This window comes from Corynebacterium sp. KPL4015, from assembly GCF_040225725.1.
In the GTDB taxonomy this organism is placed as follows: Bacteria; Actinomycetota; Actinomycetes; order Mycobacteriales; family Mycobacteriaceae; genus Corynebacterium; species Corynebacterium rhinophilum.
Genome location: NZ_JBEHGF010000016.1, coordinates 31,681 through 56,356 on the forward strand (window position 1 = coordinate 31,681; position 24,676 = coordinate 56,356).

At 59.3% G+C, this 24,676-nt stretch carries 23 protein-coding genes and 1 tRNA gene; 13 read left to right on the forward strand and 11 right to left on the reverse strand.

Going from position 1 to position 24,676, the window contains the following annotated elements; translation table 11 throughout:
* The first annotated feature begins 1,087 nt into the window (after positions 1 to 1,087).
* Both ABRP64_RS07350 and ABRP64_RS07355 read left to right on the forward strand, forming a co-directional pair.
* On the forward strand, positions 1,088 to 3,241 hold the full coding sequence (locus tag ABRP64_RS07350; RefSeq protein ID WP_284783566.1) for a heavy metal translocating P-type ATPase: 2,154 nt from the start codon (positions 1,088 to 1,090) through the stop codon (positions 3,239 to 3,241).
* A gap of 90 nt (positions 3,242 to 3,331) precedes the next feature.
* On the forward strand, positions 3,332 to 3,817 hold the full coding sequence (locus tag ABRP64_RS07355) for a MarR family winged helix-turn-helix transcriptional regulator (RefSeq protein ID WP_005276035.1): 486 nt from the start codon (positions 3,332 to 3,334) through the stop codon (positions 3,815 to 3,817).
* On the opposite strand, the gene ABRP64_RS07360 is transcribed toward ABRP64_RS07355, so the two are convergent.
* Both ABRP64_RS07360 and ABRP64_RS07365 read right to left on the reverse strand, forming a co-directional pair.
* Complete coding sequence (locus tag ABRP64_RS07360; RefSeq protein WP_284770836.1) at positions 3,818 to 4,366, reverse strand: DNA-3-methyladenine glycosylase; 549 nt, start codon at positions 4,364 to 4,366, stop codon at positions 3,818 to 3,820.
* Positions 4,366 to 5,268 (reverse strand): polysaccharide deacetylase family protein, encoded by a 903-nt coding sequence (locus tag ABRP64_RS07365; RefSeq protein WP_349865987.1) that lies wholly within the window; start codon positions 5,266 to 5,268, stop codon positions 4,366 to 4,368. Before ABRP64_RS07365 ends, ABRP64_RS07360 begins: the two co-directional genes overlap by 1 nt.
* A 168-nt stretch (positions 5,269 to 5,436) precedes the next feature.
* Here ABRP64_RS07365 and ABRP64_RS07370 point away from each other — a divergent pair.
* Positions 5,437 to 5,509 (forward strand) — tRNA-Ala (locus ABRP64_RS07370).
* Positions 5,510 to 5,562: 53 nt separating this feature from the next.
* Here the strand turns inward: ABRP64_RS07370 and ABRP64_RS07375 are convergent.
* The 3 genes from ABRP64_RS07375 to ABRP64_RS07385 all read right to left on the reverse strand — a co-directional run bounded on the left by ABRP64_RS07375 (position 5,563) and on the right by ABRP64_RS07385 (position 7,111).
* Positions 5,563 to 6,036 carry a GNAT family N-acetyltransferase gene (locus ABRP64_RS07375; protein WP_005276043.1) on the reverse strand — a complete coding sequence of 158 codons (474 nt, stop codon included), beginning with the start codon at positions 6,034 to 6,036 and terminating at the stop codon, positions 5,563 to 5,565.
* Between the two features lie 35 nt (positions 6,037 to 6,071).
* Entirely contained in the window at positions 6,072 to 6,275 is a 204-nt protein-coding gene (locus ABRP64_RS07380) for a hypothetical protein (RefSeq protein WP_005276046.1), read from the reverse strand.
* 119 nt (positions 6,276 to 6,394) lie between these two features.
* A complete protein-coding gene (locus tag ABRP64_RS07385; RefSeq protein ID WP_349865989.1) occupies positions 6,395 to 7,111 on the reverse strand; it encodes a hypothetical protein in 717 nt (238 codons plus the stop codon).
* 284 nt (positions 7,112 to 7,395) lie between these two features.
* Between ABRP64_RS07385 and ABRP64_RS07390 the strand changes: the two genes are divergently transcribed.
* The 3 genes from ABRP64_RS07390 to ABRP64_RS07400 all read left to right on the forward strand — a co-directional run bounded on the left by ABRP64_RS07390 (position 7,396) and on the right by ABRP64_RS07400 (position 12,343).
* Positions 7,396 to 8,328 carry a methylenetetrahydrofolate reductase gene (locus ABRP64_RS07390; protein ID WP_284850441.1) on the forward strand — a complete coding sequence of 311 codons (933 nt, stop codon included), beginning with the start codon at positions 7,396 to 7,398 and terminating at the stop codon, positions 8,326 to 8,328.
* Complete coding sequence (metE, locus tag ABRP64_RS07395) at positions 8,315 to 10,585, forward strand: 5-methyltetrahydropteroyltriglutamate--homocysteine S-methyltransferase (protein ID WP_284770839.1); 2,271 nt, start codon at positions 8,315 to 8,317, stop codon at positions 10,583 to 10,585. Before ABRP64_RS07390 ends, metE begins: the two co-directional genes overlap by 14 nt.
* Positions 10,586 to 10,705: 120 nt before the next feature.
* Positions 10,706 to 12,343, forward strand: a complete 1,638-nt coding sequence (locus tag ABRP64_RS07400) for a dihydroxyacetone kinase family protein (RefSeq protein WP_284850440.1) — start codon at positions 10,706 to 10,708, stop codon at positions 12,341 to 12,343.
* Here ABRP64_RS07400 and ABRP64_RS07405 read toward each other — a convergent pair.
* A complete protein-coding gene (locus ABRP64_RS07405; RefSeq protein ID WP_284850438.1) occupies positions 12,303 to 12,968 on the reverse strand; it encodes an HAD family hydrolase in 666 nt (221 codons plus the stop codon). The genes ABRP64_RS07400 and ABRP64_RS07405 overlap by 41 nt on opposite strands.
* Positions 12,969 to 13,038: 70 nt before the next feature.
* Here ABRP64_RS07405 and ABRP64_RS07410 point away from each other — a divergent pair, with 70 nt between their 5' ends.
* The 3 genes from ABRP64_RS07410 to ABRP64_RS07420 all read left to right on the forward strand — a co-directional run bounded on the left by ABRP64_RS07410 (position 13,039) and on the right by ABRP64_RS07420 (position 16,038).
* The gene (locus ABRP64_RS07410; protein WP_005280498.1) at positions 13,039 to 13,569 is read left to right on the forward strand and encodes a peptidylprolyl isomerase; all 531 of its coding nucleotides are present in this window, start codon (positions 13,039 to 13,041) and stop codon (positions 13,567 to 13,569) included.
* A 99-nt stretch (positions 13,570 to 13,668) separates the two neighbouring features.
* Entirely contained in the window at positions 13,669 to 14,316 is a 648-nt protein-coding gene (locus ABRP64_RS07415; RefSeq protein ID WP_284770843.1) for a rhomboid family intramembrane serine protease, read from the forward strand.
* A 306-nt stretch (positions 14,317 to 14,622) separates the two neighbouring features.
* A complete protein-coding gene (locus tag ABRP64_RS07420) occupies positions 14,623 to 16,038 on the forward strand; it encodes a phytoene desaturase family protein (protein ID WP_284784952.1) in 1,416 nt (471 codons plus the stop codon).
* Here ABRP64_RS07420 and ABRP64_RS07425 read toward each other — a convergent pair.
* Both ABRP64_RS07425 and ABRP64_RS07430 read right to left on the reverse strand, forming a co-directional pair.
* Positions 16,028 to 16,630 (reverse strand): hypothetical protein, encoded by a 603-nt coding sequence (locus ABRP64_RS07425; RefSeq protein WP_349865992.1) that lies wholly within the window; start codon positions 16,628 to 16,630, stop codon positions 16,028 to 16,030. The two genes, ABRP64_RS07420 and ABRP64_RS07425, sit on opposite strands and share 11 nt — an antisense overlap.
* Before the next feature lie 349 nt (positions 16,631 to 16,979).
* Positions 16,980 to 17,288: a hypothetical protein gene (locus ABRP64_RS07430; RefSeq protein ID WP_005276065.1), complete on the reverse strand. Its 309-nt coding sequence runs from the start codon at positions 17,286 to 17,288 to the stop codon at positions 16,980 to 16,982.
* A 312-nt stretch (positions 17,289 to 17,600) separates the two neighbouring features.
* Here ABRP64_RS07430 and ABRP64_RS07435 point away from each other — a divergent pair, with 312 nt between their 5' ends.
* From ABRP64_RS07435 to nagE, 3 genes are read left to right on the forward strand one after another with little or no spacing between them, the layout of a single operon-like run.
* Entirely contained in the window at positions 17,601 to 18,776 is a 1,176-nt protein-coding gene (locus ABRP64_RS07435; protein WP_349865994.1) for an N-acetylglucosamine-6-phosphate deacetylase, read from the forward strand.
* A gap of 10 nt (positions 18,777 to 18,786) precedes the next feature.
* Complete coding sequence (gene nagB, locus ABRP64_RS07440; protein WP_349865996.1) at positions 18,787 to 19,551, forward strand: glucosamine-6-phosphate deaminase; 765 nt, start codon at positions 18,787 to 18,789, stop codon at positions 19,549 to 19,551.
* A 56-nt stretch (positions 19,552 to 19,607) separates the two neighbouring features.
* Complete coding sequence (gene nagE, locus ABRP64_RS07445; RefSeq protein WP_349866000.1) at positions 19,608 to 21,695, forward strand: N-acetylglucosamine-specific PTS transporter subunit IIBC; 2,088 nt, start codon at positions 19,608 to 19,610, stop codon at positions 21,693 to 21,695.
* Between the two features lie 404 nt (positions 21,696 to 22,099).
* Here the strand turns inward: nagE and ABRP64_RS07450 are convergent, their stop codons facing one another.
* From ABRP64_RS07450 to ABRP64_RS07460, 3 genes are all read right to left on the reverse strand, one after another.
* Complete coding sequence (locus tag ABRP64_RS07450; protein ID WP_023024704.1) at positions 22,100 to 22,696, reverse strand: cadmium resistance transporter; 597 nt, start codon at positions 22,694 to 22,696, stop codon at positions 22,100 to 22,102.
* Entirely contained in the window at positions 22,697 to 23,056 is a 360-nt protein-coding gene (gene cmtR, locus ABRP64_RS07455) for a Cd(II)/Pb(II)-sensing metalloregulatory transcriptional regulator CmtR (RefSeq protein ID WP_023024707.1), read from the reverse strand.
* Positions 23,057 to 23,365: 309 nt separating this feature from the next.
* Positions 23,366 to 24,181, reverse strand: a complete 816-nt coding sequence (locus ABRP64_RS07460) for a TIGR02391 family protein (RefSeq protein ID WP_349865998.1) — start codon at positions 24,179 to 24,181, stop codon at positions 23,366 to 23,368.
* Between the two features lie 230 nt (positions 24,182 to 24,411).
* Here ABRP64_RS07460 and ABRP64_RS07465 point away from each other — a divergent pair.
* A partial coding sequence (locus tag ABRP64_RS07465; RefSeq protein WP_349866001.1) for a transposase occupies positions 24,412 to 24,676 on the forward strand: 265 nt, incomplete at its 3' end.

Genomic DNA, 24,676 nt, shown 5'->3' on the forward strand with positions numbered 1-24,676 from the left:
TCTGCATCTTTTTGCGAACTTAGTTTCACGGCTGTGCTTATTTCCGGCAGGCTGACGGTTCTTAATTCTTGACTTCCAGTGACAAAGGAACTTCCCTAGTACTTCTCGTTGTTGGAAGCATTGAAGAAAAGCCACCTACGGGGGTGTGGGAGTCGTGGCTTTTTGCTTTCCTTCTGTCCGACTATGTGCCGGGGAGGTGCGCTGCGGACACCCAAAAGAGAGTGTCTAATGGTTTGTGTGTGGGTTCGGGATTATAGGTGTTTGGCGAGGCAACCTCCTAATGAACCAACACCTTCTCCGAGCCAGACCCAAAAACCGAGCCTGGCACTGTCACTGGTTCAGAGATGCAGAAGGCACAGATGCACCATTCCGACAGACTCGACCCCTTCTCATTTCGAGATCGCCCCCGCTCTCAGCGTTAAGGCCCTAAAATGGATAACTGTTTTGGGATATGAGTCCGGCCACCATCGTTATGTATGGTTGCCTTCTATTTGTGACATTGGCGCTGATTCAATTGTTCCGACACATTTGCTGGGGACTATCCGGTACTTAAAGCAGACTTTTTCGAACTAGGCAAAATTGTTTGGGTTGGCGAAGAGGAAATTGCAAGTGCAAAGGCACAGGCCGTCGGAGGGTTTGAGTTACTATAAAGATTTAATTGAGCGCGCCAAGGAAAGAATCTGGAGCAATAAGGATTTCCCTTTATCGAGATTCTTGTAAAGCTCTGTTAAAAGTTAACCAAGCGGGTTCCGCTGCTTTATTGAAATCTGCTAGGCGTGGGATCTTTTGCCCAATAAAGACTGTGGGCACGTAGTCCCTTATGACGCCACCTGAAGCGCGTTAGATTTTCTCATCTACTCAAACGGAGCAAACCTAGGACATTTCACGAGACAACCTCAGCAACACTTTCTGTCGTTTAAGCTGAAAGGACTTTTCGGTAGTTCCACTTCACCTCTCATGCGAAAATGGCTCCTTCCGTTCTTGTAAAATATACCTCCCCGGGGTATATGGTGGGGAGAGTAACCATCACTGTGTTCCACCGAAGCTAGGACTCCTCATGGTGCAAGGAGGAGAAGAAAGGAACTTCATGAGTACTTCTCACCAACACGGTGAGCATTCCGGTGCTCACCAGGCCGCGGAAGCGGACCATACGCAACACACAGATCATGGCGGTCACGAAGAACACTCCCACGGTGACCATCACGGTCACGGTCACGGTCACGAGCACGGCCACGGACACGGACACGGGGAGCACGCGGCGATGTTCCGCAGCCGCTTCTGGTGGTCGCTGCTGCTATCGGTACCGGTCGTCATCTTCAGCCCTATGGTCGCAGAATTGCTCGGCTACGGCGTACCCGAATTCACTGGTTCATCCTGGATTCCCCCGGTGCTCGGCACCATCATCTTCATTTATGGCGGCACGCCGTTCCTGCAAGGCGGCTGGTCGGAACTGAAATCCCGCCAGCCCGGGATGATGCTGCTTATCGCCATGGCCATTACCGTGGCGTTCGTTGCCTCATGGGTCACCACCTTGGGTATTGGAGGATTCGACCTAGATTTCTGGTGGGAGCTGGCCCTCTTGGTCGTCATTATGCTGCTGGGCCACTGGTTGGAGATGCGTGCACTCGGCGCGGCCTCCTCCGCTTTGGATGCCTTGGCAGAACTTTTGCCTGACGAGGCTGAGAAGATCATCGATGGGCAGACCCACACCGTGCCAGTCTCTGAGCTGGCGGTGGATGACATAGTACTGGTTCGCGCTGGGGCGCGGGCGCCTGCCGATGGCACCATTGTTGAAGGCTCAGCCGAGTTCGATGAATCCATGATCACCGGTGAATCCCGGCCCGTCTTCCGCGATAAAGGTGAGCGCGTGGTCGCCGGTACGGTAGCTACAGACAACACCGTCCGCGTCCAGGTAGAGGCCATCGGTGGGGATACGGCCCTGGGTGGTATTCAAAGCATGGTCGCCGAGGCGCAGGAATCTTCCTCCCGCGCCCAAGCCCTTGCCGATCGCGCCGCAGCGTTGCTCTTCTGGTTCGCGCTGAGCGCAGCCTTCATTACCGCGGTGGTCTGGTCCATTATCGGTAGCCCAAGCGACGCCGTGGTGCGCACCGTCACCGTGCTCGTCATCGCTTGCCCCCACGCCCTCGGTTTGGCTATCCCACTGGTCATTGCGATCTCTACTGAGCAGGCCGCACAGTCTGGAGTACTCATCAAGGAACGTATGGCGTTGGAGCGCATGCGCACTATCGACGCCGTCCTCTTCGATAAGACCGGCACCCTGACCGAAGGTGCGCACGCGGTCACCGGTGTCGCAACCGTTGAGGGCATCAGCGAGGGGCAGCTGCTAGCAGTGGCCGCCGCGGCCGAGGCCGATAGTGAACACCCGTTGGCCCGCGCCATCGTCAAGGCAGCCGAAGACCACGCGGAAGCATCCCAGGAGCAGCTGCACAGCTCCGATTTCAGTGCTGCCGCCGGTCGTGGAATCCAGGCCACCGTCGATGGGGCAGAGGTCCTCGTCGGTGGACCGAATATGCTGCGCGAGCTAGAGCTTGCCACCCCTGGGGTTTTCGATGCGCAGGTTGAGGAGTGGTCCCAACGCGGCGCGGGTGTCCTGCACGTCGTGCGCGATGGTCAGATCATCGGTGCTCTCGCGGTTGAAGATAAGATTCGTCCCGAATCCCGCGCGGCCGTACAGGCCCTCCAAGAGCAGGGCGTCAAGGTTGCGATGATTACTGGCGATGCCACGCAGGTCGCCGAGGCCGTTGGCGAAGAACTGGGTATTGACGAGGTTTTTGCCGAAGTCCTGCCGCAGGACAAGGACTCCAAGGTCACCGAATTACAAGAGCGCGGCCTGGCAGTGGCCATGGTTGGCGATGGCGTCAACGACGCCCCAGCCTTGGCCCGCGCGGAAGTCGGCATCGCCATTGGCGCCGGCACCGATGTCGCCATGGAATCCGCCGAGGTGGTGCTCGCCAGCGATGATCCGCGGTCGGTGCTTTCAATGATGAGCTTGTCGCGCGCTAGCTACCGCAAGATGATCCAAAACCTAATTTGGGCATCTGGCTACAACATCATTGCCGTGCCCTTGGCGGCAGGCGTACTCGCACCCATCGGTGTCGTGCTCTCCCCGGCGGCCGGTGCGGTATTGATGTCGCTATCGACCATCGTGGTGGCATTCAACGCGCAGTTATTACGCCGAATTGAACTGGACCCAGCACGCTTGGCACCCACCAGCCACTAGGTGGAGGAGACCAAGCTCGAATAAGTGGTACGGGGCTCCGGATACTTGGGATTATTTTAGAATTGAAGTCCAGTTGCTAAAATAATCCTCATGACCGAGCGGGACGACTTTTGGCTTGAAGAGGATGAACTAGCAGCATTCATGTCCCTGATGAGCGTGAATGTCCGGCTCACCAATATTCTGGACGCGCAGCTCCGCGATGACGCCAAGCTAAGCTTCTTTGAATATACGGTGCTCTCACGGCTATCAGAGGCCGAGAACCATGAGATGCGCATGCGGGATCTTGCGATTACCGCAAATGGCTCCCTGTCCCGCCTGAGCCAAGTTGTCACCCGCCTGGAGCGCCAGGGCTGGGTCGTGCGGCGTCCTTGCCCCAATGATGGGCGGACGACGATGGCGCACCTTACCGATAGCGGCTGGGACAAGGTAGTAGAAACCGCCCCGGGCCACGCCAAGCAGGCCCGCCGATCCGTTATCGATAATCTGACCCGCGCGCAGATTCATCAGATGACCCAAATTAATGAGCGTATCATCAAAGCCATCGAAGCCGATGAGCGCTATGGCGGCCGCTATTAATCACTTTTTGGGATAGCCGCGGCGGACGGAGACGGTCTTATCAAAGGGAATCCAAAACCGCAGGGCCGCTTCCTGGTTTTTGGAAATACCAATTCGCGGGCCGCGCACCCATTCCGGTGCAGACTCGCGCTCAGAAAGCTGCACTGGCAGGTGGTTATCCTCCAGCGTTGCTCCCAGAGCTTTTCCGAGGTTCCCGGGGCCGCGGGCTAGGTTATGAAAATCGCTGGTGCCGCGTCGTGCAAAGGCGGTATCGATCCCAGATAGCACCTCACCGCCGCGCAGTAGGCACCCTTGGCCCACGCCTTCGGGCGCGCACACGATATTGACATTGCGGTGGATGCCGTAAGAGGCATACACGTACAGCCGGCCGGGTGGGCCGAACATGGCGGCATTGCGCGGGGTTTTCCCACGAAAGGTATGGGCGGCGGCATCGTCCGTGCCCAAATAGGCCTCGACCTCCGTAAGGCGAATGCTCACCCCTGCGTGCGTGATGACGCAGCCAAGGAGTTGCGGGGCTACGACATCAGCAGTGTGGGAAAAGTCAATCATTAACGGGAGTGGTAGCGTTTTCCGTCTACCGGGGTACGCAGCAGTTCATCGAGGCTGACCGGTTCCAAGCCCTTGGCGCGCAGGCCGTCGATAACGCACTCGGCCGCATTGACGGTGGTCGGGTGAATATCGTGCATCAAGACGATGGAGCCTGGGTTAGCATCTTGGACGGCGGCATTGCAGACGTGCTGCGAGTCGCGGATCTTCCAATCCAAGGTATCTACGTTCCATAGGGCCTGCGACAAGCCCTTATCCCTGGCTACCTGGTCAACCGTCTCATTGGTGGCACCGTAGGGCGGGCGCAGCCACTTTGGATCCTGCCCGGTGGCATTGCGGATCGCCGCGTTGCCGGCGTCGATATCTTGGGCAATATCGCCGTAAGCTAACTGGTTGAGCTGGCGATGGGTCTTGGTGTGATTGCCAATGGTGTGACCTTCTGCCTGCATGCGCTGGAGCGCCTCGGGGTATTGGTAGGCGTGATCCGCTAGCACCATGAAGCTGGCGTGAGCGTTTTTTGCCTTAAAGGTATCCAGGAGCTGGTTGGTATAAGGACTTGGGCCATCGTCAAAGGTAAGGGCCACGCAATTCGGGCAATCGACGCCGTTGCCCTGTGGCTGCGGGGCTGGTTGCGGTGCGGCCCCAGCTTGGGGATCCGGTGCGGGTGCAGCCTCATTCTGCGGCTCGTCTTGTGGCGCTACCGAGGAAACAAGATCCTGTGCCTGCGCGCGGGTGCTGTCGATGCGACTTTGAATATCGGTCTGAATCTCAGAAACCGCGGATTGGATATTTGGTTCTGAGGACCCAGCTACTTTCGGGGTGCCTTCGAGGAATTGCGCATTGGCGCAGGCGGGAAGGGCGGCAGTAGCGAGCACGGTGAGTGCGGAGGTAAGAAGACGACGCATACTTTTCCTAGGAACGAGGACAGATGGGCACGATTAGCCAGCCTACTCCACTGCGAAGGTAATTATGGATTAAACGCGTGTGATAAATGTGATAGAAGTAAATCAGTGTGCCGCGGTGTCTTCGGCATTTTTGGAATGAGCGGCTGCAGTAGTAGAGTACAAGCCACTGGGGCATTAGCTCAATTGGTAGAGCATCTGCTTTGCAAGCAGAAGGTCAGGAGTTCGATTCTCCTATGCTCCACAGGAAAAGTCCGGATTCTGGTTAAAGAATCCGGACTTTGGTCATGTATAGGGTTATAAAAAGCGCTTGACCATGATGTAATGCTCGGCGTACACACCTACATGCTCGAAGCCCAAGCGTTCATAAAGCCCCTGCGCACGCGGATTATCGGGGTGGACGGCCAGGGAAATACCGGGCGCTTTGAGGGTCTGGGCGAGGGAAATGGCGGCATCGATAAGCGCGGTGGCAATGCCCTGGCCCGCAAAGCGGCTTTCTACCGCGATGGCAAATTCTGGGATGGCCGGTTCCACGAACCCGTAACCGTGATTGTCCTCGGTACCCCAATTGAGCCACACCCCGCCGGCGGGCACGAGGTCCTCCCAAGCGATGAAACCTCCCTGGTTGGGCTCCCAATTTTCCACGTAAAAGGAAAAATCATCGGCAAAACCGGAAGAAAGCTCGCCTCGTTCATCACCGAAGGTATCGGTCAGGAAGTTGAGGCGAGCTATATAAGTGCGATCGGATTCTTGTGTCGCGCGAATTTCCATAATCCCCAGGATATATGAAGAATCCGCCGGGCTAGTTAAGCCAAATGATAGTTATGCACGTCCGCGCCGTTGAACTCGCGCATTTCACCGGATTCGTCAACGGAGCGGAAGGTAGCGCCGTTATCTATGGCAAAGCGGAGGTTATCCACGCGCGGGGAGGGATCATCGGTTACTGGGCCTGCGGGGAAATAGTACGTTGAACCGTCTTTGAGCTTGACGGTGAGAGACTCAAAGCTCATTGTTTATCTCCTTGTAGAAAGCCTTAATGGGTGAATTCAAGCAGGAGATTTTTGAATAGGCAAAGCAATGAGATCTAGGCAACGCCTAGTGCACCCCCACGGCGGGGGTGCGAGAGGAACTACTGCTCGTCAGATTGCAGGCGGTGCTTGCCCTCACTTTGGTGGTCATCCGTGATGCGGCTGGTGTCTGCCTCCTCTGCGGCGGCCTCTTCTTCCTCGCGGTGCTTGGCCAGCTGTTCATCGATGGAACCCAAGAGCTCTTCATCGCGCACGGCACCCTCTTCAGCGAGGTCCGAATCGTTTTCGGGCTTAGCTTCGCTAGTGGAGGTGTAGACCAAGGTAGATTCTGGGGCTGTGTTTTGGGTGTTACCGCGGTAGTCATCTACGCGCGGTGGGGTCTGAGAAGGCTTGTCATTGGAGCGCAGCCAAGCGTAAATCGCACCGGTTGCCGCGGCGAGCAGGGCAATGATTCCGGCAACAGTCCAGAACTTGGAAGACGTCTTGTTCTTCTTGGTCTGCTTCTTTGCAGCCTTGGTGGCCTTTTTTGCCTTCTTGGTGGCTTCCTTTTTGGCCTCATCGAAACGCTCGACGGCGTCTTCGCGGTAGTTATTGAAGTCCTCTAGTGCGCGCTCGAGGCGGGAGTGTGCGGCCTGGGTAACGGCGCCTGCCTGCTTGCGGGCCTCATCGAAGGCGTTGTTGTCTTCCTTTTGCATCTGTTGGGCAGCCTCTTCGAGGGCGGTATAAGTTTCGCGGGACTTTTCTTGCCGGTAATCGCGCAATTGCTTCCACATATTGGAACCGGTCTTGAACGCCATTTTCACTACGGTGGGGTTCATTGGTGCAGATGCTCCTTAGGTGAGATTTATTTGTCTTTTCCATCCAGCATAGTGGTCAGCCTGACACCCCACCACTGTTTTGGCGGGGGATTCAGGGGTGGAAACAACCGTAAAATAGACCGCTTGGTTCAGAATGGAGGATTAATATTCACGTCGATTTTGGCTAACCGCGCTGTTTATGGGCCTGCAAAGGTAATACCATTAGCGTCGCGCTACCCCGCAAACTGAACAGCTTGGTACGTTTTCCTCCAGACAGCAATTGAGATCGGGAAAAGGAGGTGACTATGAGCCCGCGTTTTTCGGCGTCAGCACCATTGGATTCCATAAGTGAAGAAGAACTGATGGTGCCGGAGCGTTTGGCCCTATCTTTCGAGGTAATTCCACCGCGCCATGACGCCGATGAAGCCAAAATCGACCGTTTGCTGGAAACCTTGGAAAGCTACCACCCGGATTATATTGCGGTGACAAGTTCCAAACGGTCCGGTTGGCTCGAAGGGACGACGGCCTTTATCGAGCGGATTTCGCGCACCACCTCGATGCGCCCGCTTGCGCACTTGGCCTGCACGGCTGGTTCGCGCACGGAACTAATCGGTTGGATCAACCGCTTGGTCGATGCCGGTGTCCGCGGCCTGCTGGCCCTGCGCGGGGACCTGCCAGAGGAAGGTTTGCCGGAGTACTATCCGCAGCATGCCGATGAATTGATAAGCCTCATCCGGCAATTGGAAAGGCAACAAGCCGCGCGGTTCGCCGCTGGCCGCCTGGCCGTCGGAGTCGCGTGCTATCCCAGCGGGCACGTTGAATCTAAAAACGAAGATGAAGATTTTGACGTCTTGCTTAAAAAGCAACGCCTCGGCGCGGACTTCGCCATTACCCAGCTATTCTTCGATGCCCAGGATTACCTGCGCTTTACCAAAAAGGCCCAACTGGCCGGGGTGCATATTCCCCTTATTCCGGGAATCATGCCCATGACCAGCCTGCGCCGGGTGGAGCGAATGGGAGAGCTGTCCGGGCTCGCCGTGCCCGAAAGGGTGCGGTCGGCGCTCGCGGCAGCGACAACCCCAGAAGAAGAATACGAAACCGGCATGGAACTGACCGCCGAACTAGCCCGCGACATCGTGGCTGGTGGGGCGAGCGGGCTCCATATATATACCCACAACAACCCCGACAATACTCACGACCTACTAACCCGAATCGGAGTAGACAATGACCAACGCTAATTTCCCCAAGGCGACAATTGAGGGCTATCCCCGTATTGGCGCCAACCGCGAGTTGAAGCGCGCGCTCGAGTCCTACTGGGCGGGCCGCATCGATGCGGAGACCTTCGAGTCCGCCGCACACTCGCTGCGCCTGGATACCTACAACCGCCTGCGCGACCTCGGTCTGACCGAGGACTACGCCATCCCGGCAGACGTCGCTTACTACGACCAGGTTCTCGAAACCGCACTGACCGTCGGTGCCGTTGCCGGTGAAACCCTGGATGATGAGTTCACCCTGGCCCGCGGTAATAAGGACACCGCGCCGCTGGAGATGACCAAGTGGTTCGACACCAACTACCACTACATCGTGCCGGAAATTGCTGATGACCACGCTTTTAAGGCACACCCACAGCGCATTATCAAGCTGGTAGAAGAAGCCCGCGAAGCAGGCCACACCGTGCGCCCGTACCTCGTTGGCCCGGTCACCCTGTTGGCCCTGTCCAAGCAGGCCGAGGGTGCTGCCAAGGCCCCGCTTGAGCGCCTAGATGATGCCGTTGCCGCCTACCAAGAGGTCCTGGCGGAGCTGCACAAGGCCGGCGTGGAGTGGATCCAGTTGGCAGAACCTGCCCTCGTTGCAGACCTGACCAACGCTAGCGATGAGGACTTGGCTGCATATACCAAGCAGGCTTACTCCGCCATCCTGGGTGCAGAAGAGCGCCCACAGGTCTACCTGACCACCCCGTACGGCTCTGCGCGCAAGGGCCTCGATGTCATCGCAGAGCTCAAGCCAGAGGCCGTTCAGGTTGACCTTTCTGTCGGCACCCTGGCCCTAGATGAGGGCTACCTCGAGCGCGTGAAGAGCCTGAACACCCACGTCGTTGCCGGCCTTGTCGATGGCCGCAATGTCTGGGCCGCCAACCTGCGCGACCTGCGCTCCAAGTACGAGGACCTGGCCGGCAGCATCGATGAGCTGTCCGTATCCACCTCCGTGTCCTTGCAGCACGTGCCGCACTCCGTCGAGGCAGAATCCAAGCTGCCTGCCGATGTCGCCCCATGGTTCTCCTTCGCCAATGAAAAGGTCAAGGAAGTCGTCGCCCTGGTACAAGGCCCAGAGGCAGCCGAAGAGGCTTACAGCGTCAGCGACCGCGCTGTTCGTACCCGCGCCGAGTCCGAGCGCATCAACAACGCCGCCGTGCAAGAGCGCATCTCCCAGCTGCCGGAAGGCGAGGTCAAGCGCGAGCCGGCCTTCAACGAGCGCAAGGAAGCACAGAAGGAGCTCGGCCTGTCCGAGCTGCCGACCACCACCATCGGTTCCTTCCCGCAGACCAAGGAAATCCGCCAGGCGCGTGCCGCGCACCGCAAGGGCGAGCTTTCTGATGCTGACTACAACTCCGCCCTCAAGGACGAGGTTAAGTCCGTCATCGAACTGCAGGAGCGCCTCGGCCTGGACGTCCTGGTCCACGGCGAGCCAGAGCGCAATGACATGGTGCAGTACTTCGCGGAGCTGCTCGATGGCTTCGTCACCACCGAAAACGGCTGGGTACAGTCCTACGGTTCCCGCTGCACCCGTCCGCCAATCGTTGTGGGTGACATCTCCCGCCCGGCTGCCATGACCACCGAGTGGTCGAAGTTTGCACAGTCGCTATCGGAAAAGCACGTCAAGGGCATGCTGACCGGCCCGGTCACCATCCTGGCGTGGTCCTTCGTCCGCGATGACGTGCACCAGTCCGTATCCGCGGACCAGCTGGGCGTGGCCTTGGCAGACGAGGTTCGCGACCTGGAGGAAGCCGGCATCGACATCATCCAGATCGATGAGCCAGCCCTGCGCGAGCTCCTGCCGCTGCGCGAGCAGGACCGCAAGGCCTACCTCGACTGGGCAGTGCGTTCCTTCCGCCTGGTAGCCCTCGAAGCCAAGCCCACCACCCAGATCCACACCCACCTGTGCTACTCGGAGTTCGGCCAGATCATCGACGCCGTCGCCGGCCTGGATGCAGACGTCACCTCCATTGAGGCAGCACGCTCCCGCATGGAGCTGCTGGAGGATATCGATGAGACCTTCCACTCTGAGATTGGACCTGGCATCTACGATATCCACTCCCCACGCGTGCCTTCCGTGGAGGAAATGGCAGAGCTTATCCGCGCCGCACTCAAGAACGTGCCGCTGGATCGCCTGTGGGTTAACCCGGACTGCGGCCTGAAGACCCGCGGTTACGAGGAGACCGAAACCTCCCTGCGCAACATGGTGGAAGCCCGCGATGTGGTGCGCAACGCCCTCTAAATAGAATCTGCGAAATTCTAGGTTCTTAAAGAAAACGCTATGCAGCCGGTCTGCATAGCGTTTTCGTGATCTTGTACCCACCCGCGACGCTATGGCCGGATCCGGATTACCGTGGGCGCTATGAAGCACTCAGCATTTCGCAATAGCCAAGAATCCTTCCTGTCTGATTCCCTGGCCGGGTTCATCGCCCAGCATCCAGATGCCGCCTGGCACGATGCGGGCTTCATCGGGCGCAGCACCCCGCTGCGCACGGCCGATGATAAACCGGCGGTCGCGGTCATCTCCGGTGGCGGATCCGGCCACGAGCCCATGCACGCCGGCTTCATTGGGCAAGGCATGCTCGCCGCCGCCTGCCCGGGCCTGCTTTTTACCTCCCCGAATGCGGTCCAGGTCAGCGAAGCCACGCAGTGGGCCGACCAGGGCAGGGGAGTGCTGCACATTGTGAAGAACTACACCGGTGATGTCATGAACTTCACCGTGGCGCGCAATGCTGCAGAGGCCGTAGATACTCGTTCCGTCTTGGTTGCCGATGATATTGCTACCGAAGGCACCGGCGAGGGCCCTGGCAGGCGCGGTACGGGTGCCACGATCCTGGTGGAAAAGGTGGCCGGTGCCGCGGCGTACCGCGGCGATGACTTGGATAAGGTCACCGAGCTTGCGAAACGGACCGCCGATCAATCCCGCAGCATGTCCGTGGCACTGGGATCCGGCTTTTTGCCCACCACGGGGCGCGATACCTTTGATTTGGACGACGGGCATATGGAAGTCGGCGTGGGCATCCACGGCGAGCCGGGCACGCACACGGAAAAGGTTGATAATGCCCACGGCATCGTCGCCACCGTGCTGGAAAATCTGGGTGCTGCCCTTGATATCAACAGCGGCGATGAGGTGGTGTGCCTAGTCAATGGTTTGGGAGGCACCACGCCTTTGGAGCTGAGCCTGGTCTTCGGCGAGGCTTCCGCGCAGCTAGCGGAGAAGGGAATTACGGTAGTGCGCTCCATGGTGGGCAACTACGTCACCGCGGTCAATATGCACGGCGTATCCATCACGCTGCTCAAGGCGGACGATGAGCTGCTCGAGCTTATCGATGCCCCAACTTCAGCCCCCGCCTGGCCGCATACCTTGGGCAGTGCCAAGCAGGTGGAATCGGCGCGGATTACCTTTGAGGATGAATTGCCCAGCGAAGGCGCAGAAAACCAGTGGTTGAGTGACTTCGTCGGCCGCGTGCAATCCTCCATCGAGGAGTTGACCGAGCTTGACCGCAAGGCCGGCGATGGGGACTTCGGTACCAATATGGAGGCGGCGCTTGAAAGCATTGAACTGCCGCTGCGCGGCTCGGATGATGAGATTTTCACCGGACTGGCCAAGCGCTTCCTTGTCCTGGCGGGCGGAACCTCGGGCGCGGTTTTCGGCAGCTTTTTCAACGACATGGCCCGCGCGGAGACCTTAGCGGAAGGTTTGAGCAGCGCGGCAGAGTTCATTCAAGAACTGGGCGGCGCGCAGCGCGGGGATTGCACCATGCTCGATGCGCTCATTCCGGCCGCGGAGAAGGCGCAAGAAATCGGCGCGGAGCGCCCAGACGAGCAAACGCTCCAGGCCCTATACGAGGCCGCGCGGGAGGGTGTGGAGGAAACCGGAAAGATCGCCGCCAAGAAGGGACGCGCGTCCTACCTGGGAGATCGAAGCAAGGGAGTCATCGATCCCGGTGCCCTCGTGGTTAGCTGGCTATTTGGGGGACAAGCCTTGTCAGCTGACTAAGGCAAGACACATCGCCCTCTCCCTTTCCGGACCTGTCGAGGTACACAGCGCGCAGGCCCGCCCTGCGCGCACCGAGCACATCATTTTCCAGTGAATCGCCCACCATGAGCGTTTCCGCGGGCGTGACATCGAGCCGTTCGCAGGCGGCCAGGTAGGCCTGGCGCTGCGGTTTGGGGTAGCCGAGTTCGACGGTGGGGATAAGGGGGACATCGGCAAGCGCGAGGCCTCCCGCCTCCAGTTTTGCCTGCTGCATCTCGCGCTTGCCATTGGTGAGGATGCCCACCCGGAAGCCGGATGCGAGCGCCCACTCGAGGGTGGGGCGGGCATCGGCAAAGGCGCGCCACTGGCTCTGGTAGGCGGCCAAGTAGCCGTCGTAGGCGGCAAGGGCTGCGGCATCGTCCATGTCCTCGCCCAAAAATTCGCGGCAACGGGCGATGCGCTGGCCTTGGTGGGAGACCTCGCCGCGCTCATAGGCGGTAAACCACTTGCGTTCAATGGCGGCAAAACGCTGGTGCTGCCCAGTATTTAGCCCGCGCTGCCGGCACCATTCATCCACGCCGGCCCGCGCTGCGGCGGTGTGATCCATCAGGGTGTCATCGAGATCGAAGAGCAACGCGCGAATCATAAGGATAACGATAGCGCGATCGCTGAGAGCGTTATGTCTTGCACAGCGGAGAGGAAGTAAATTCTTTACAATGGCTGGCATGACTCAGAAGACCGCAACTGCAACGATGCATACCAACTACGGCGATATTGTTATCGATCTCTTCGGTAACCACGCACCGGTAACCGTTGAAAACTTCATCGGTTTGGCCAAGGGCGAAAAGGACTACTCCACCCAGAACGCAAAGGGCGAGCAGTCCGGCCCGTTCTACGATGGCGCCATCTTCCACCGCATCATCGATAACTTCATGATTCAGGGCGGCGACCCCACCGGCACCGGCCGCGGTGGCCCGGGCTACCAGTTCCAGGACGAGTTCCACCCAGAGCTGCAGTTCGACCGTCCATTCCTGCTGGCCATGGCCAATGCCGGCCCAGGCACCAACGGTTCCCAGTTCTTCATCACCGTGGCGCCGACCCCGCACCTGAATAACCACCACACCATCTTCGGTGAGGTTACGGACCCGGCTTCGCAGGAAGTCGTCTCCAAGATTGGCAAGGTCGACACCGACCGCATGGACCGTCCGCACGAGGACGTTGTCATCGAGTCCATCGATATCGCCTAAGCGTTTTCTTCGCTCCGCGCCCGGCACCACACTCTTTCCTGTGGTGCCGGGTTCGTTTAGTTTTTATCCGAATGCCAACAAAGGGTCAGCTTTCACACCATGGTGAAAAATTATTTGCGAACCGCCCCCGTTACCTCGACCATTGCCGCGATCTGCATCATCGCGTGGTCAATTACCGCGGTACAAGCTCGCACATTGGGCGAGACCTTCTTTCTCTCCACGCTCAGCCAAGACTGGGCCCTGTGGGGGCCGCAGTACGCCGATGCGCCGCTTACGGCGCTGTCCTCGGAATTCATGCACTTGGACGGCGGGCACCTCGCGGTCAACATGGTGGTGCTCCTGCTTATAGGTAGGGAAGTAGAGCGCGCCCTCGATACTCGGCTATACATCGCCGCGTACCTGGTTTCTTGTCTGGGCGCTTCCGCCATGGTGCTGTGGTTTGATTTTGGCACTCCCACGGTAGGGGCCTCTGGGGCGATCTTTGCGCTGATGGGCATGCTGGTGGGCGCCTTCCGGCAACGCGGGATGGATCTGCGCGCGCCCATCGTCCTGTTGTTGGTCAATGTGGGCTATACCTTCGTCGCAGAGGGGGTCTCCCTGTGGGGCCACCTTGGCGGCTTGTGCACCGGCATCATCTTGAGCTTGTTCCTCTTCCATCGAAATAAATCCGTGCGCTGGGCGGGTGTCGCTTTCACCGCTGCGGTCATCATTGTGTTATTGGCCCTGCGAGCTGGGGTTTGGGGATAACTGTGGAATTTGATCACCGGAATGGGTGTGCGAAAGAAATCCACAATAGTTATCCACATTGTGGATAACCACATTCTTGTAATTTACCGAACGCTTTTCCGGAGTTTTCCCTGATCACACAGGTTATAGCGGTATCGGCGGCCGAAGAATCACCTGTGGAAGCCCGTGAAAACACTTATCCACAGGGTGGGGATAAGTCTGTGAAATAAGTATTCCACAGGTTTCTTCCACAGCCTGTGGATAACTTTGTACCCATCGTGTGGGCGAATAGGTAGATTGGTGCCAGTGACCTGCACAAGGAGGACTGTGGATAAACAACCGCACGCTGTGATCGTCGGCGCAGGACCCAATGGGCTCACCGCCGCGGCCCGGCTCGCCACAGCCGGTTGGCGCGTGGATGTGTATGAGCGCGCCAGCCACCCGGGTGGGGCGGCGGCATCGTCGACGGAGATCTTCCCAGGCACCGTCGTCGATCTCGGCGCGGCCGGTCATCCCTTCGGCATCGCGAGCCCGGCCTTCCGCGCGCTCGATCTGGAATCGCACGGCCTGCGCTGGCGCCATGCGCCGTATCCCATGGCCCATCCACTGGAGGGCGCGCAGGCGGGCATTCTTCACAATTCTCTAGAGGAGACCGCCGCGGGGCTCGACACCGATGCCAGGGCGTGGACCCGCCTGCACGGCCACATGGTGCGCAATATCGACGCACACGTGAACAACGCGCTCACCCCGCTGGTGCGCTGGCCCGAACACCCGGTGCGCTTGGCGCAATTCGGCGCGCCGGGCATGCTTCCGGCGAGCGCGCTCGCGCGGGCGGCATTTACTTCCCCGCAGGCCCGCGCCTTATTCGCCGGTAGCGCGGTGCACGCCATTACCTCGCCTACCAGGGCTTTTACCTCCGCTTTCGGCCTGCTCTTTGGCGCGCTCGGCATGACCCGCGGCTGGCCAGTGGTGGAAGGCGGTACGCAGGCGCTTGCCGATGCCCTCGTCTCCCTCCTCCGCTCCCACAACGCCCGCATCTACACCGGCGCCGACATCACGGATGTGCGCAGCCTGCCCCGCGCGGATGCCCTTATCCTCAATCTCACCCCGCGCCAGATCCTTAGGCTGGGCGGGCTCGAACTTTCTGCACGGACCCGACGGTCCCTGCGGCGGTGGCGCTATGGCAGCGCGGTGTACAAGGTGGATTTTCACTTAAGCGAACCCGTGCCGTGGGCCGATCCCCGCGTGGGCCAAGCCGGCACCGTCCACGTGGGTGGCAGCGTGGAGGAGATTGGTGGGGCGGAAAGGGACATCGGCAAGCGCCGCATGCCCGAAAGTCCCCTGGTCATGGTGTGTCAACAGTACGTGGCCGACCCGTCCCGCGGGCTGGTGCTGTGGACCTATGCGCACGTGCCGCACGGCTATGAGGAGCGCTTTCCTGGGGAGGTGACAGGCCTCATCGCGCGGCAGATCGAGCGCTTCGCACCAGGTTTTCGCGACACCATCTTGGGTACCCGCGCGACGAGCGCAGCTGACCTGGAGCGCTGGAACCCCAACCTGGTGGGTGGCGATATCGCCGGTGGTGCGATGACCGGGCTGCAGACCGTGCTGCGCCCGCGCCTCTCCGCGCACCCGCACCGGCTCGCGCCGGGAATATTCATGGCGTCGGGCTCCACCGCGCCCGGGGCCGGCGTCCATGGCATGCCCGGCTGGTGGGCCGCTGAAAGTGCGGCTACGCCTTAATGGGAGCCCGGCGTTCGCAGTAGAGGAAAACCGCACCGATCATCCACAGCGTTACCGCTGCAAGATATCCGGGGGTGGTCGTGATCTGCGGCTCGATACTATTGCCTGGGATAAGCCCAGTAACCAGCGGCTCCAGCACGAAACCGAGCACGGCAACGTAATCTAGCCAGCCCAACCTGTGGGAAAATGCCCCCGCCACGCCGAAAAGTGGCCCGGCGATAAGGGCAAAGAGGAACCACGCGCCATTAGCTAAAAAGGCCGTCTGCCAGTCGTAGATACCAAAGGCGGAAAGCAACCCGTAGTGCACCGCCAACATGAGCAGGAGTATGCCGGCTCCTGCGAAAAAGGCCGTGGTCCACCGGTGGGCGCACGCCTTGCCCATGAGGTAGGCAAATAGCGCCCACACCATGCCAGAACCCAGTACCGAGCCAAGGTAATTGCGCATGGACAGGCACGCGGGGGCGGTGCCTTCGATCAGGGCAGGATCAGAAAACGCGATATGAACGGCGGCATAGGCCACCGAGACGGCTAAGCCGGCCACGAGAACGTACTGGGACCGGTGCCGCAGCGGTGCGGGCGAACGACTGGTCATGGAGTGCTCCTTGAAATGAGGATCCCGCTATGTCCGAGGCGAGGAATGGTGAAAGAGATGAAACGTTTATAACTTCAATAATAATTGCATGCGCGATATCGCGGAAGAGCACTCTTAGTGGTCATCTAGACAGTAGATCGCACCGAATTTATCCCTGCGCTTTTGCAGGGTAGCTGCTTGATGACAAGACCGGAGGGCCCAGTTGAGCAGACTGATTATCAAGGCAATGAGCATGGATATGTCTCAAAATGCACATATAGGGCTAGTCATGAAGCAACAACCACAGTGCTAAGGGCTACGTAACTTAAAGGAGATACGTGGTCAGTTTTCATCTCTATTCTTCCGTAGGTCATTCATTGGTCGGGCGCATAAAGATATCCATCATCGAGAGGTTGGGATCTGACGAGGCAAAGATCCGGTCTGTTATATCACGCGGCGACCAGCTATCAGGGAAATCCTTGAACTCATTTGTGACAGTTCCGAGGGCCAAATCGGGACTATTTTTAACAGCAGTGAGGATGGTGAAAACCTCGTCAGGGGTGGCGTAGAAAGAGTTTATGTCATTAGCGCCGGTGGCATCAGCAATGCTGGCCCAATCATTTACTTCCGCAATATCGCTTAAAATATTAGAAACAATAGTTTCTGGTTTTAAATCCATATTTACGTTCTCCTGACGTGACGCGGTGGTTGGCGTAGGTAGCGCGCTTGCTAGAGAGAAGCCGAGGGTAGAGGTGGCATCGGCAAGCGATACTTCCTAAAGATCAATGTAGTCCAGTGGCTGGTGCGGGTCTATGCCTAAACGAAGTTGAGCATCACAGTTGATAGTCCTCGAAAATCTCACATAAAAAAGCGAACGTGACGTCATTGACATCGGCTTATGGTACCGATAGGTTATAACATAATTCTGCGCTGGGATACCGGCGCGATTGTGGCACGGTGCCTGCCCGGACAAAAGATAAGTGAATGAAATATGCAGACACAGAGGAAGAGCCGCGTAGAAGGCCTGTACATCGATGAAGATGTCGAACTGCGTGCTGGTGCGCTGAACTTTGGCGGGCGCATTGAAGACATCTCGCTTGGTGATGTCCCCGCAGCGCAGGCGGCCTGGCAATCTGGTGACCCAGACGTTTTGCTGTGGGTCCCAGGTTTTGTGGACCTGCACAATCATGGCGGCAATGGCGGAAGCTTTCCTAATGGTGACTATTACCAGTGCCGAGCCGCTGCGCGCTTCCATCGCGCCCATGGCACCACCACGCTGATAGCCAGCATGGTCTCTGGAACGCAGGCGGAACTGTGCGCGCGGGCGGAGTTGCTTGCCACGCTGGCAGATGAGGGGGATATCGCCGGCATCCATATGGAAGGCCCGTTCATCGCCGCGGCCAAATGTGGCGCGCAGGATCCATCGCGCATCGTGCCGGGAGACCCAGACTTTTTCCGCGCGGTGATCGATGCCGCTCGCGGCCACCTGCGCTCTATTACCTTCGCCCCAGAAACACAAGCTGCGGTGGAGCTCCTCGAGGTCTGCGCCGAGCACGATATCATCGCCAGCTTGGGCCATACCGAGGCAGATTACGAGACCACGCTGCGGGTCATGGGGCAGGCACAAGACTTGGGCGTTACCGTGACCGGGACCCACCTTTTTAATGCCATGCCGCCCATCCACCACCGCAACCCTGGCACGGTGGCCGCCCTGCTCACCGGCTCGAAGGCCGGCGATGCGGGGGTAGAGCTTATTGCCGATGGCGTGCATCTTGCCGATGGCACCGTGGATATGGCCTATAACCGCCGCTCCTTTGCGGTCACCGATGCAATGGCCGCTGCCGGCATGGCCGATGGCTCCTATGTGCTGGGATCCCTGCCCGTCACCGTGACCGGCGGCGTGGCGCGGGTGGGCAGCGGCGCCATCGCCGGTGGAACTTCCACGTTGTCACAGCAGTTCGCGCGTTTTGCCGCACGCCACGGCGCAGAGGAGGCGGTTCGGTTTACCTCCACCACGGCCGCGGACGTACTGGGGGATAAGGACATAGGGCGTTTGGCTCCCGGCAAGCGCGCCAACCTCGTGGGCCTGAATGCGCAATTCGAGCCCATGCGCGTCATCGCTGATGGCATTGACATCACCGCCGCGACAGATACTGATTCACGTTAGGAAATACTGCATGGACATCCTCATCCGTTCCACACCAGCAGAGGTGGCTACTGCCGCCGCCGATATCTTCGCCCGCTATGCCAACGCCGGGGCCACCTTGGGCCTGGCCACGGGTTCTACTCCGGTAGCGATGTATCAAGAACTCACCGCCCGCTGTGAGCGCGGGGAGGTGAGTTTCGCTCGCAGTCGCGCCTTCCTCCTCGATGAATACGTGGGGCTGGCTCGCTTCCATGAGCAGTCGTATTACTCCACCATCCGCCGCGTATTTACCAGTCACGTCGACTTCATCGATGAGTTGGTGCAGAGCCCCGAGGGCGATGCCGCGGACTCGGACCGCGCCGCAGCCGCCTATGACCAGGATATTCGCCATGCTGGCGGCATCGATATCCAGCTGCTGGGCATTGGTGGCAATGGGCACATCGGCTTTAATGAACCCTCCAGCTCCTTGCAATCGCGCACGCGCCTGGAAACGCTGCACCCGCGGACGGTGCAGGATAATGCCCGCTTCTTCGAGAACACGGACAGCGTCCCGCGCTACGCGCTGACCCAGGGGCTCGGCACCATCAGCGAGGCCCGCCACCTATTGCTGCTGGCTACCGGGACCGAAAAGTCCACCGCGGTCCGCAACATGGTGGAGGGCCCGCTATCCGCGCACTGTCCGGCCTCGATCCTGCAGATGCACCCGCGGGCCACGGTGATTCTCGATGAAGATGCGGCATCCCAGCTGGTGGATCACGAGTACTACCGCTTCGTGGATGAGCACCGTCCGCACTAAATCCCTCTTTACTTCTTTACACCTTTGAAAGGACTCCTCCCGTGAAACTCAATATTATGGGGCCCCTGCAGCGGCTCGGAAAGGCGCTGATGGGCGCCGTGGCAGTGCTGCCTGTCGCGGCAATCCTCGGCGGCGTTGGCTACTGGATAGCCAGCGTGGCCGGCCAAGATAACGTGGTCGCGCAGCTGCTCATCAGCTCCGGCGGTGCCGTCCTGGATAACCTGGGCTGGATCTTCGCCGTCGCCATCGCCTTTGGCCTGGCCAAGGACTCTAATGGCGCCTCCGCACTCTCCGGTTTCCTCGCCTATGCCACCTTCATGAAGCTCTTGGGCCCTGATGCCGTCGCCGGTTACCGCGGCATCGAAGATCCCGCAGCGCTGACTGGCGATGACGCCGTGGAATGGGCCGCCGAGGGCTGGAATGCCGTCGGTGACGGCAACGTCCTTTTCGGCATCCTCGCCGGCATCATGGCCGCGATGGTTTATAACCGCTTCCACGGCACCAAGCTGCCGGACTTCCTGGCCTTCTTCTCCGGCCGCCGCCTCGTACCCATCCTCACCGCGCTTTTTGCCATCGTGGTCTCCGCCATCCTCTACTTTGTATGGCCCTTCATCTACCACGCGCTCTTCAACTTCGGTACCTCCATCCAGGGCCTTGGCGCCGCGGGTGCGGGCATCTACGGCGTGGCCAACCGCCTGCTCATCCCGACGGGCCTGCACCACGCGCTGAACTCCGTCTTCTGGTTTGATGTCATCGGCATCAACGACATCGGTAACTTCCAATCCGGCCAGTCCACCATCGATGCCGCCGCCGCGGCCACCTCCGCCGCAGAGTGCCCCGGTATCTGGAAGAACGGACAGTGCACCGTGGATGGCGTCGTTGGACGCTACCAGGCCGGATTCTTCCCAGTCATGATGTTCGGCCTGCCAGGCGCCGCCCTGGCTATGTACCTGCGCGCGGATAAGGGCCGCCGCAAGGTCATCGGCTCCCTCATGGCAGCCGGCGCCCTGGCCTCCTTCTTCACCGGCGTGACCGAGCCACTGGAATTCTCCTTCATGTTCGTCGCCCCGCTGCTCTACGTGGTGCACGCGCTACTGACCGGTCTCTCCGTCTTTATCGCCGCCACGATGGAATGGACCGCGGGCTTCGGCTTCTCCGCAGGTTTCGTGGACATGCTGCTGTCCTCGCAAAACCCGCTGGCCAATAAGTGGTACATGCTGCTTATCATGGGCGCTATTTTCTTCGCCCTCTACTTCGTCCTCTTCTACTACCTCATCGGCTGGTTTAACCTGAAGACCCCAGGCCGCGGCGATGACGAGGACGCGCCTGAAGAAGACGATTCCGCCACGGGCGATGACAAGACCGCCGCTTCCGCCGCCCGCATCATCGAGGGGCTCGGCGGCAAGGACAATATCGATTCCCTGGATTACTGCACCACCCGCCTGCGCGTGGGCGTGAAGGATCGCGCGCTTGTCGATGACCCCACTATCAAGCGCGCCGGCATCTCCGGCGTCATCTACCCCTCCGAAAAGAACGTGCAGGTCATCGTGGGGCCCTCCGTACAGTTCATGTTTGATGAGGTAAACCACCAGCTGCGCACCGGCTCCGCATCGATAGCGACGGCCACCGCGAAGCCTAGTGAAGACGCTCGCCCCGCAGAGAAGATCGGCACCGATGTCGAGCTCCACGCCCCGTTCGAAGGAACCGTCGTGCCGCTTTCTGAGGTCCCCGATGAGTCCTTTGCCCAGGGCATGGTGGGCGAAGGTTTTGCCGTTATTCCTACCGTGATCGATGCCTTCGATGTCTGTGCCCCAGTAGATGGCACCATCACCATGGTCTTCAAAACCGGCCATGCCTTCGGCATGCGGACCGAAGAAGGCCTCGACCTGCTCATTCACATCGGTATCGATACCGTTGAACTGAAGGGAGAGGGCTTTACCAAGCTCGCGGCTAAGGGCGATGTCGTCCGCGCCGGGACCCCCATCATCGCGGTGGAGTCCGAGAAGCTGCGCGAACGCGGCATCAACCTGATTACCCCGGTGGTCTGCCCCACGGCAAAGCAGATCGCTGGAGTAGATATCGAACACGAGGGCCGCGCTGACCAGAGTGTCTCCGTTGCCCGTGTGCGGCCGGCTGAACACTAAAATTCGCCCTTCCAGCTTTTCTTTGAGACTGGTGGCCAGGTCTAGAAGTTCGTCCGGGTTATCTGCGGGGCGCTGTTGAGATAGATTTCGTTGCGTCTTGCGCACGAACTTTGCGAGTGTGCCGGCGCCGCGCGCCATTGGGGAAGCAGCAGGAAGTTCCGCCAGTAGTGCCGTAAGTGTTTGGCGGCGTCTAACGTGTACTTGTAGTCTCCAGTGTCCCCGTGGGCTCCGATGAACAAGGCTCACTGAAATGTCCTAGGAACAAAACCCAGGGCACTTCAAATTTCTGTCGCGCTAACGTGGTCGAGTCCCCGCGGCAGCGGCTTTTCACAACTTCATGGGCGGTTCAGTTGATGCCGGTAAGGAAACCTAGAGAGGCCCTAGCAGCACGGGGGATGAGTTTATTAAAGGCCGAAGGCGCCGCCGCTGACGAGGATGAAGGTACCCAGGCCGATCAAGACGATAGGGAACAGCACATGCTCCCAGCGTTCGAGAATCTCCGCGATGGGCGGACGGGTGGCCACGAACTTCGCCAACAGGACCAGGCCCGCCACCAGAATCAGAAAGACAACGCAGTAGATGATAACGGTGGCGGTATCCACGTTGAGAAAAACCGGGACATAGACGCCGATATTGTCGCCACCGTTGGCAAAGGTCACCCCGGCGACGGTCAAGACGCTTACGTTCTTTCCGCTGACTTTCGCGTCATCGTCGTCGTCATCGTCTCCCCGCCAGGCTTGCCAGGCCGCCCACAGCCCCAGGGCCAGGGGGATCAGCCCGAAGTAGGGGATCGCCTCGGTGGGCAGGAAGGCATCCGCCCCTAGGGTGACCAGAATCGTGGCTGCGAGGATGCCCGCGAAACCAAGATACTGCCCGGCCAGGATCCGAAGTGTGGTCCCTGCTTGGCCGGCCCCACGGGCGAAGAACAGCGAGAGCACGATGATGTCGTCGATATTGGTGGCGATAAACAGACCAACCGCCCCCAGGAGACCAGTTACCACTTACCTGTTCCCCTCTCCGGTGGCACACCCGGGCACGTCACATGCCGAGTCAATACACGGGGCATTCTCGTCGGCAGCCAGAGTGGTATCTAGCAGTGAGTTCAACGCCTGGACAAGATGGGCGTCGACGATCTCGTAGCGGGTCTTCCTCCCCTGCGGTTCGGCGACCACAATTCCGCAGTCCCGTAGGCAAGTGAGGTGGTTCGACACATTTGACCGCGTCAGTTCCAGCTCCCGGGCGAGAGCGGCCGGGTAGGCCGGGCCGCCCAGCAGGGTCAGGAGAATACGGGATCGGGTGGGATCGGCCATCGCCCGACCCAATCGGTTCATCACGTCCAAGCGCGAAGCAATAGTCAGCATGCACTGGACTATACAGCAGCTGCTGAACTGTTGCAACGAGGGTCGAACGTCGGCCCGACGGTGATGTGTGGGACACCAGCATCCTTCGGTACTGTCTGTGTTGAAATCGTTCGTCTATGAACAGCAGGCTGCCGCAAGGGTCACTCAGGCGGCCGAGGCCTCTGTTCCGGACAAGGACAAGGAGCAATCCGCGGGGCTGCCCCCACGAGCGTCAAGAAGAAAGCGTAACTGGCCGGCTGTCAGGGGCGCCACCGCCTTCCACCCCTGACATATTGCCTTAGGGGTGGAGGTAATTCGACCATCCGCAGCTTAGGCTTGGCCCTTCAGCCAACTCCTGTCGATGACCCGGTGTGCATAGGAGATCATCGCCATGGCGTCGAGAAAATCTTGTCCCTTTTCTTCCGATCCCAGACGTGCGCGATGGGCGCGATCGTTACGAAGGTGTCCGTAGATTCCGTTGAGTAGATGGATGAATCCGAAATGCTCGGCCTCATCTGCCGGGCTGGAGAAATCGTTTATGAATAGTGGCCCAGGGTTATTGCGTGTACCGAACACGTACTGAGTGAGCTTCTCTCCGTCAAGCGCGCAGTCTGCGGGCCGGATACGTTCCATCAGTGACTTTGTCGCTTCGGTTACAGCATGGAACATCGACTGATTAATCAGTTCTTCTTCACAAAATCTCAGCGCCTCGGGATGAGTGCCGCGCAAGACAAGCTTCTCTTTTATCCGTCTGGTCAGGGCGTTGGCGCCGATGACGCCTTCACCTGTAGGGACGATGTGCCCCTCCTCGGTGACGCTGAACCTATAGGTGCGAAGGATTGTGTCGACGTCGGAGATGATCCGTTGACGCTTCTGTGGCCCCTTCAAGAACCGGGCTGGAGCTAGAGCCTCTGAAACAAAACGTGCCAGTGGCCCGCTCGACTCAGCGGATTGTTGCTCGTTCATCAAGGCGTGGTAGGCGATATCAGTCTTGGAGGAAAAACCCTCGAGCACCGTGATACCGGCCGCGGCGAAGACATTATGCATCTCCGTAGCTGAGATTCCCTCCCCTCCTGCCACGAGTGCCTTGCAGAGTGCGCGTGTCAGAGCGGGGTTAGCAACTGGAAGGTTATTTTTAGAAAGCATGCTATGAATTTAGCGAGTGCGTCCCAGCATGTGTCACCGGATAGGGAAGAGTGCGCAGTTTCTGGCACGCTGTTGCAGGGCTATAATAACTCTCTTGACGCTGTGGGTGCGGGCACGGAGGGGTCAAGTCGAGAGTGTCTGATGGTTTGTGTGTGGGAACCCAACCCGCATAAGGAGATGAACCAGAATGACTACTATGGCGAGACGAGATCTAAGCTGATAAGGCCAAGATTGATGCGATTGAAAAGAAGCTGCTTGCTAACCCTGAAATCGCGAAACTGATTGATGACCTAGGCACGTCCACCACGGATGCCAATGACCTAGTTCGGGGCATGCTACAAGCCTCAATCACCAGAGGCTTGAATGCTGAAATGGATACCCACCTAGGCTATGAGCCCGGCGATAGAGCAGCTAAAGCTACTGCTGGAACAGACAATCACCGCAACGGCACCTACCCGAAAACCGTGGATTCTAACTACGGGCCAGTAAAAACTA

Coding starts and splice junctions, on each gene's coding strand:
- cmtR (WP_023024707.1), bottom strand. CDS start 23,056: ATGCTGACTATTGCTTCGCGCTTGGACGTGATGAACCGATTGGGTCGG.
- ABRP64_RS07355 (WP_005276035.1), top strand. CDS start 3,332: ATGACCGAGCGGGACGACTTTTGGCTTGAAGAGGATGAACTAGCAGCA.
- metE (WP_284770839.1), top strand. CDS start 8,315: ATGACCAACGCTAATTTCCCCAAGGCGACAATTGAGGGCTATCCCCGT.
- nagE (WP_349866000.1), top strand. CDS start 19,608: ATGGGGCCCCTGCAGCGGCTCGGAAAGGCGCTGATGGGCGCCGTGGCA.
- ABRP64_RS07360 (WP_284770836.1), bottom strand. CDS start 4,366: ATGATTGACTTTTCCCACACTGCTGATGTCGTAGCCCCGCAACTCCTT.
- ABRP64_RS07425 (WP_349865992.1), bottom strand. CDS start 16,630: ATGACCAGTCGTTCGCCCGCACCGCTGCGGCACCGGTCCCAGTACGTT.
- ABRP64_RS07405 (WP_284850438.1), bottom strand. CDS start 12,968: ATGATTCGCGCGTTGCTCTTCGATCTCGATGACACCCTGATGGATCAC.
- ABRP64_RS07390 (WP_284850441.1), top strand. CDS start 7,396: ATGAGCCCGCGTTTTTCGGCGTCAGCACCATTGGATTCCATAAGTGAA.
- ABRP64_RS07350 (WP_284783566.1), top strand. CDS start 1,088: ATGAGTACTTCTCACCAACACGGTGAGCATTCCGGTGCTCACCAGGCC.
- ABRP64_RS07385 (WP_349865989.1), bottom strand. CDS start 7,111: ATGAACCCCACCGTAGTGAAAATGGCGTTCAAGACCGGTTCCAATATG.
- ABRP64_RS07435 (WP_349865994.1), top strand. CDS start 17,601: ATGCAGACACAGAGGAAGAGCCGCGTAGAAGGCCTGTACATCGATGAA.
- ABRP64_RS07415 (WP_284770843.1), top strand. CDS start 13,669: ATGGTGAAAAATTATTTGCGAACCGCCCCCGTTACCTCGACCATTGCC.
- ABRP64_RS07380 (WP_005276046.1), bottom strand. CDS start 6,275: ATGAGCTTTGAGTCTCTCACCGTCAAGCTCAAAGACGGTTCAACGTAC.
- ABRP64_RS07410 (WP_005280498.1), top strand. CDS start 13,039: ATGGCTGGCATGACTCAGAAGACCGCAACTGCAACGATGCATACCAAC.
- ABRP64_RS07375 (WP_005276043.1), bottom strand. CDS start 6,036: ATGGAAATTCGCGCGACACAAGAATCCGATCGCACTTATATAGCTCGC.
- ABRP64_RS07430 (WP_005276065.1), bottom strand. CDS start 17,288: ATGGATTTAAAACCAGAAACTATTGTTTCTAATATTTTAAGCGATATT.
- nagB (WP_349865996.1), top strand. CDS start 18,787: ATGGACATCCTCATCCGTTCCACACCAGCAGAGGTGGCTACTGCCGCC.
- ABRP64_RS07365 (WP_349865987.1), bottom strand. CDS start 5,268: ATGCGTCGTCTTCTTACCTCCGCACTCACCGTGCTCGCTACTGCCGCC.
- ABRP64_RS07460 (WP_349865998.1), bottom strand. CDS start 24,181: ATGCTTTCTAAAAATAACCTTCCAGTTGCTAACCCCGCTCTGACACGC.
- ABRP64_RS07400 (WP_284850440.1), top strand. CDS start 10,706: ATGAAGCACTCAGCATTTCGCAATAGCCAAGAATCCTTCCTGTCTGAT.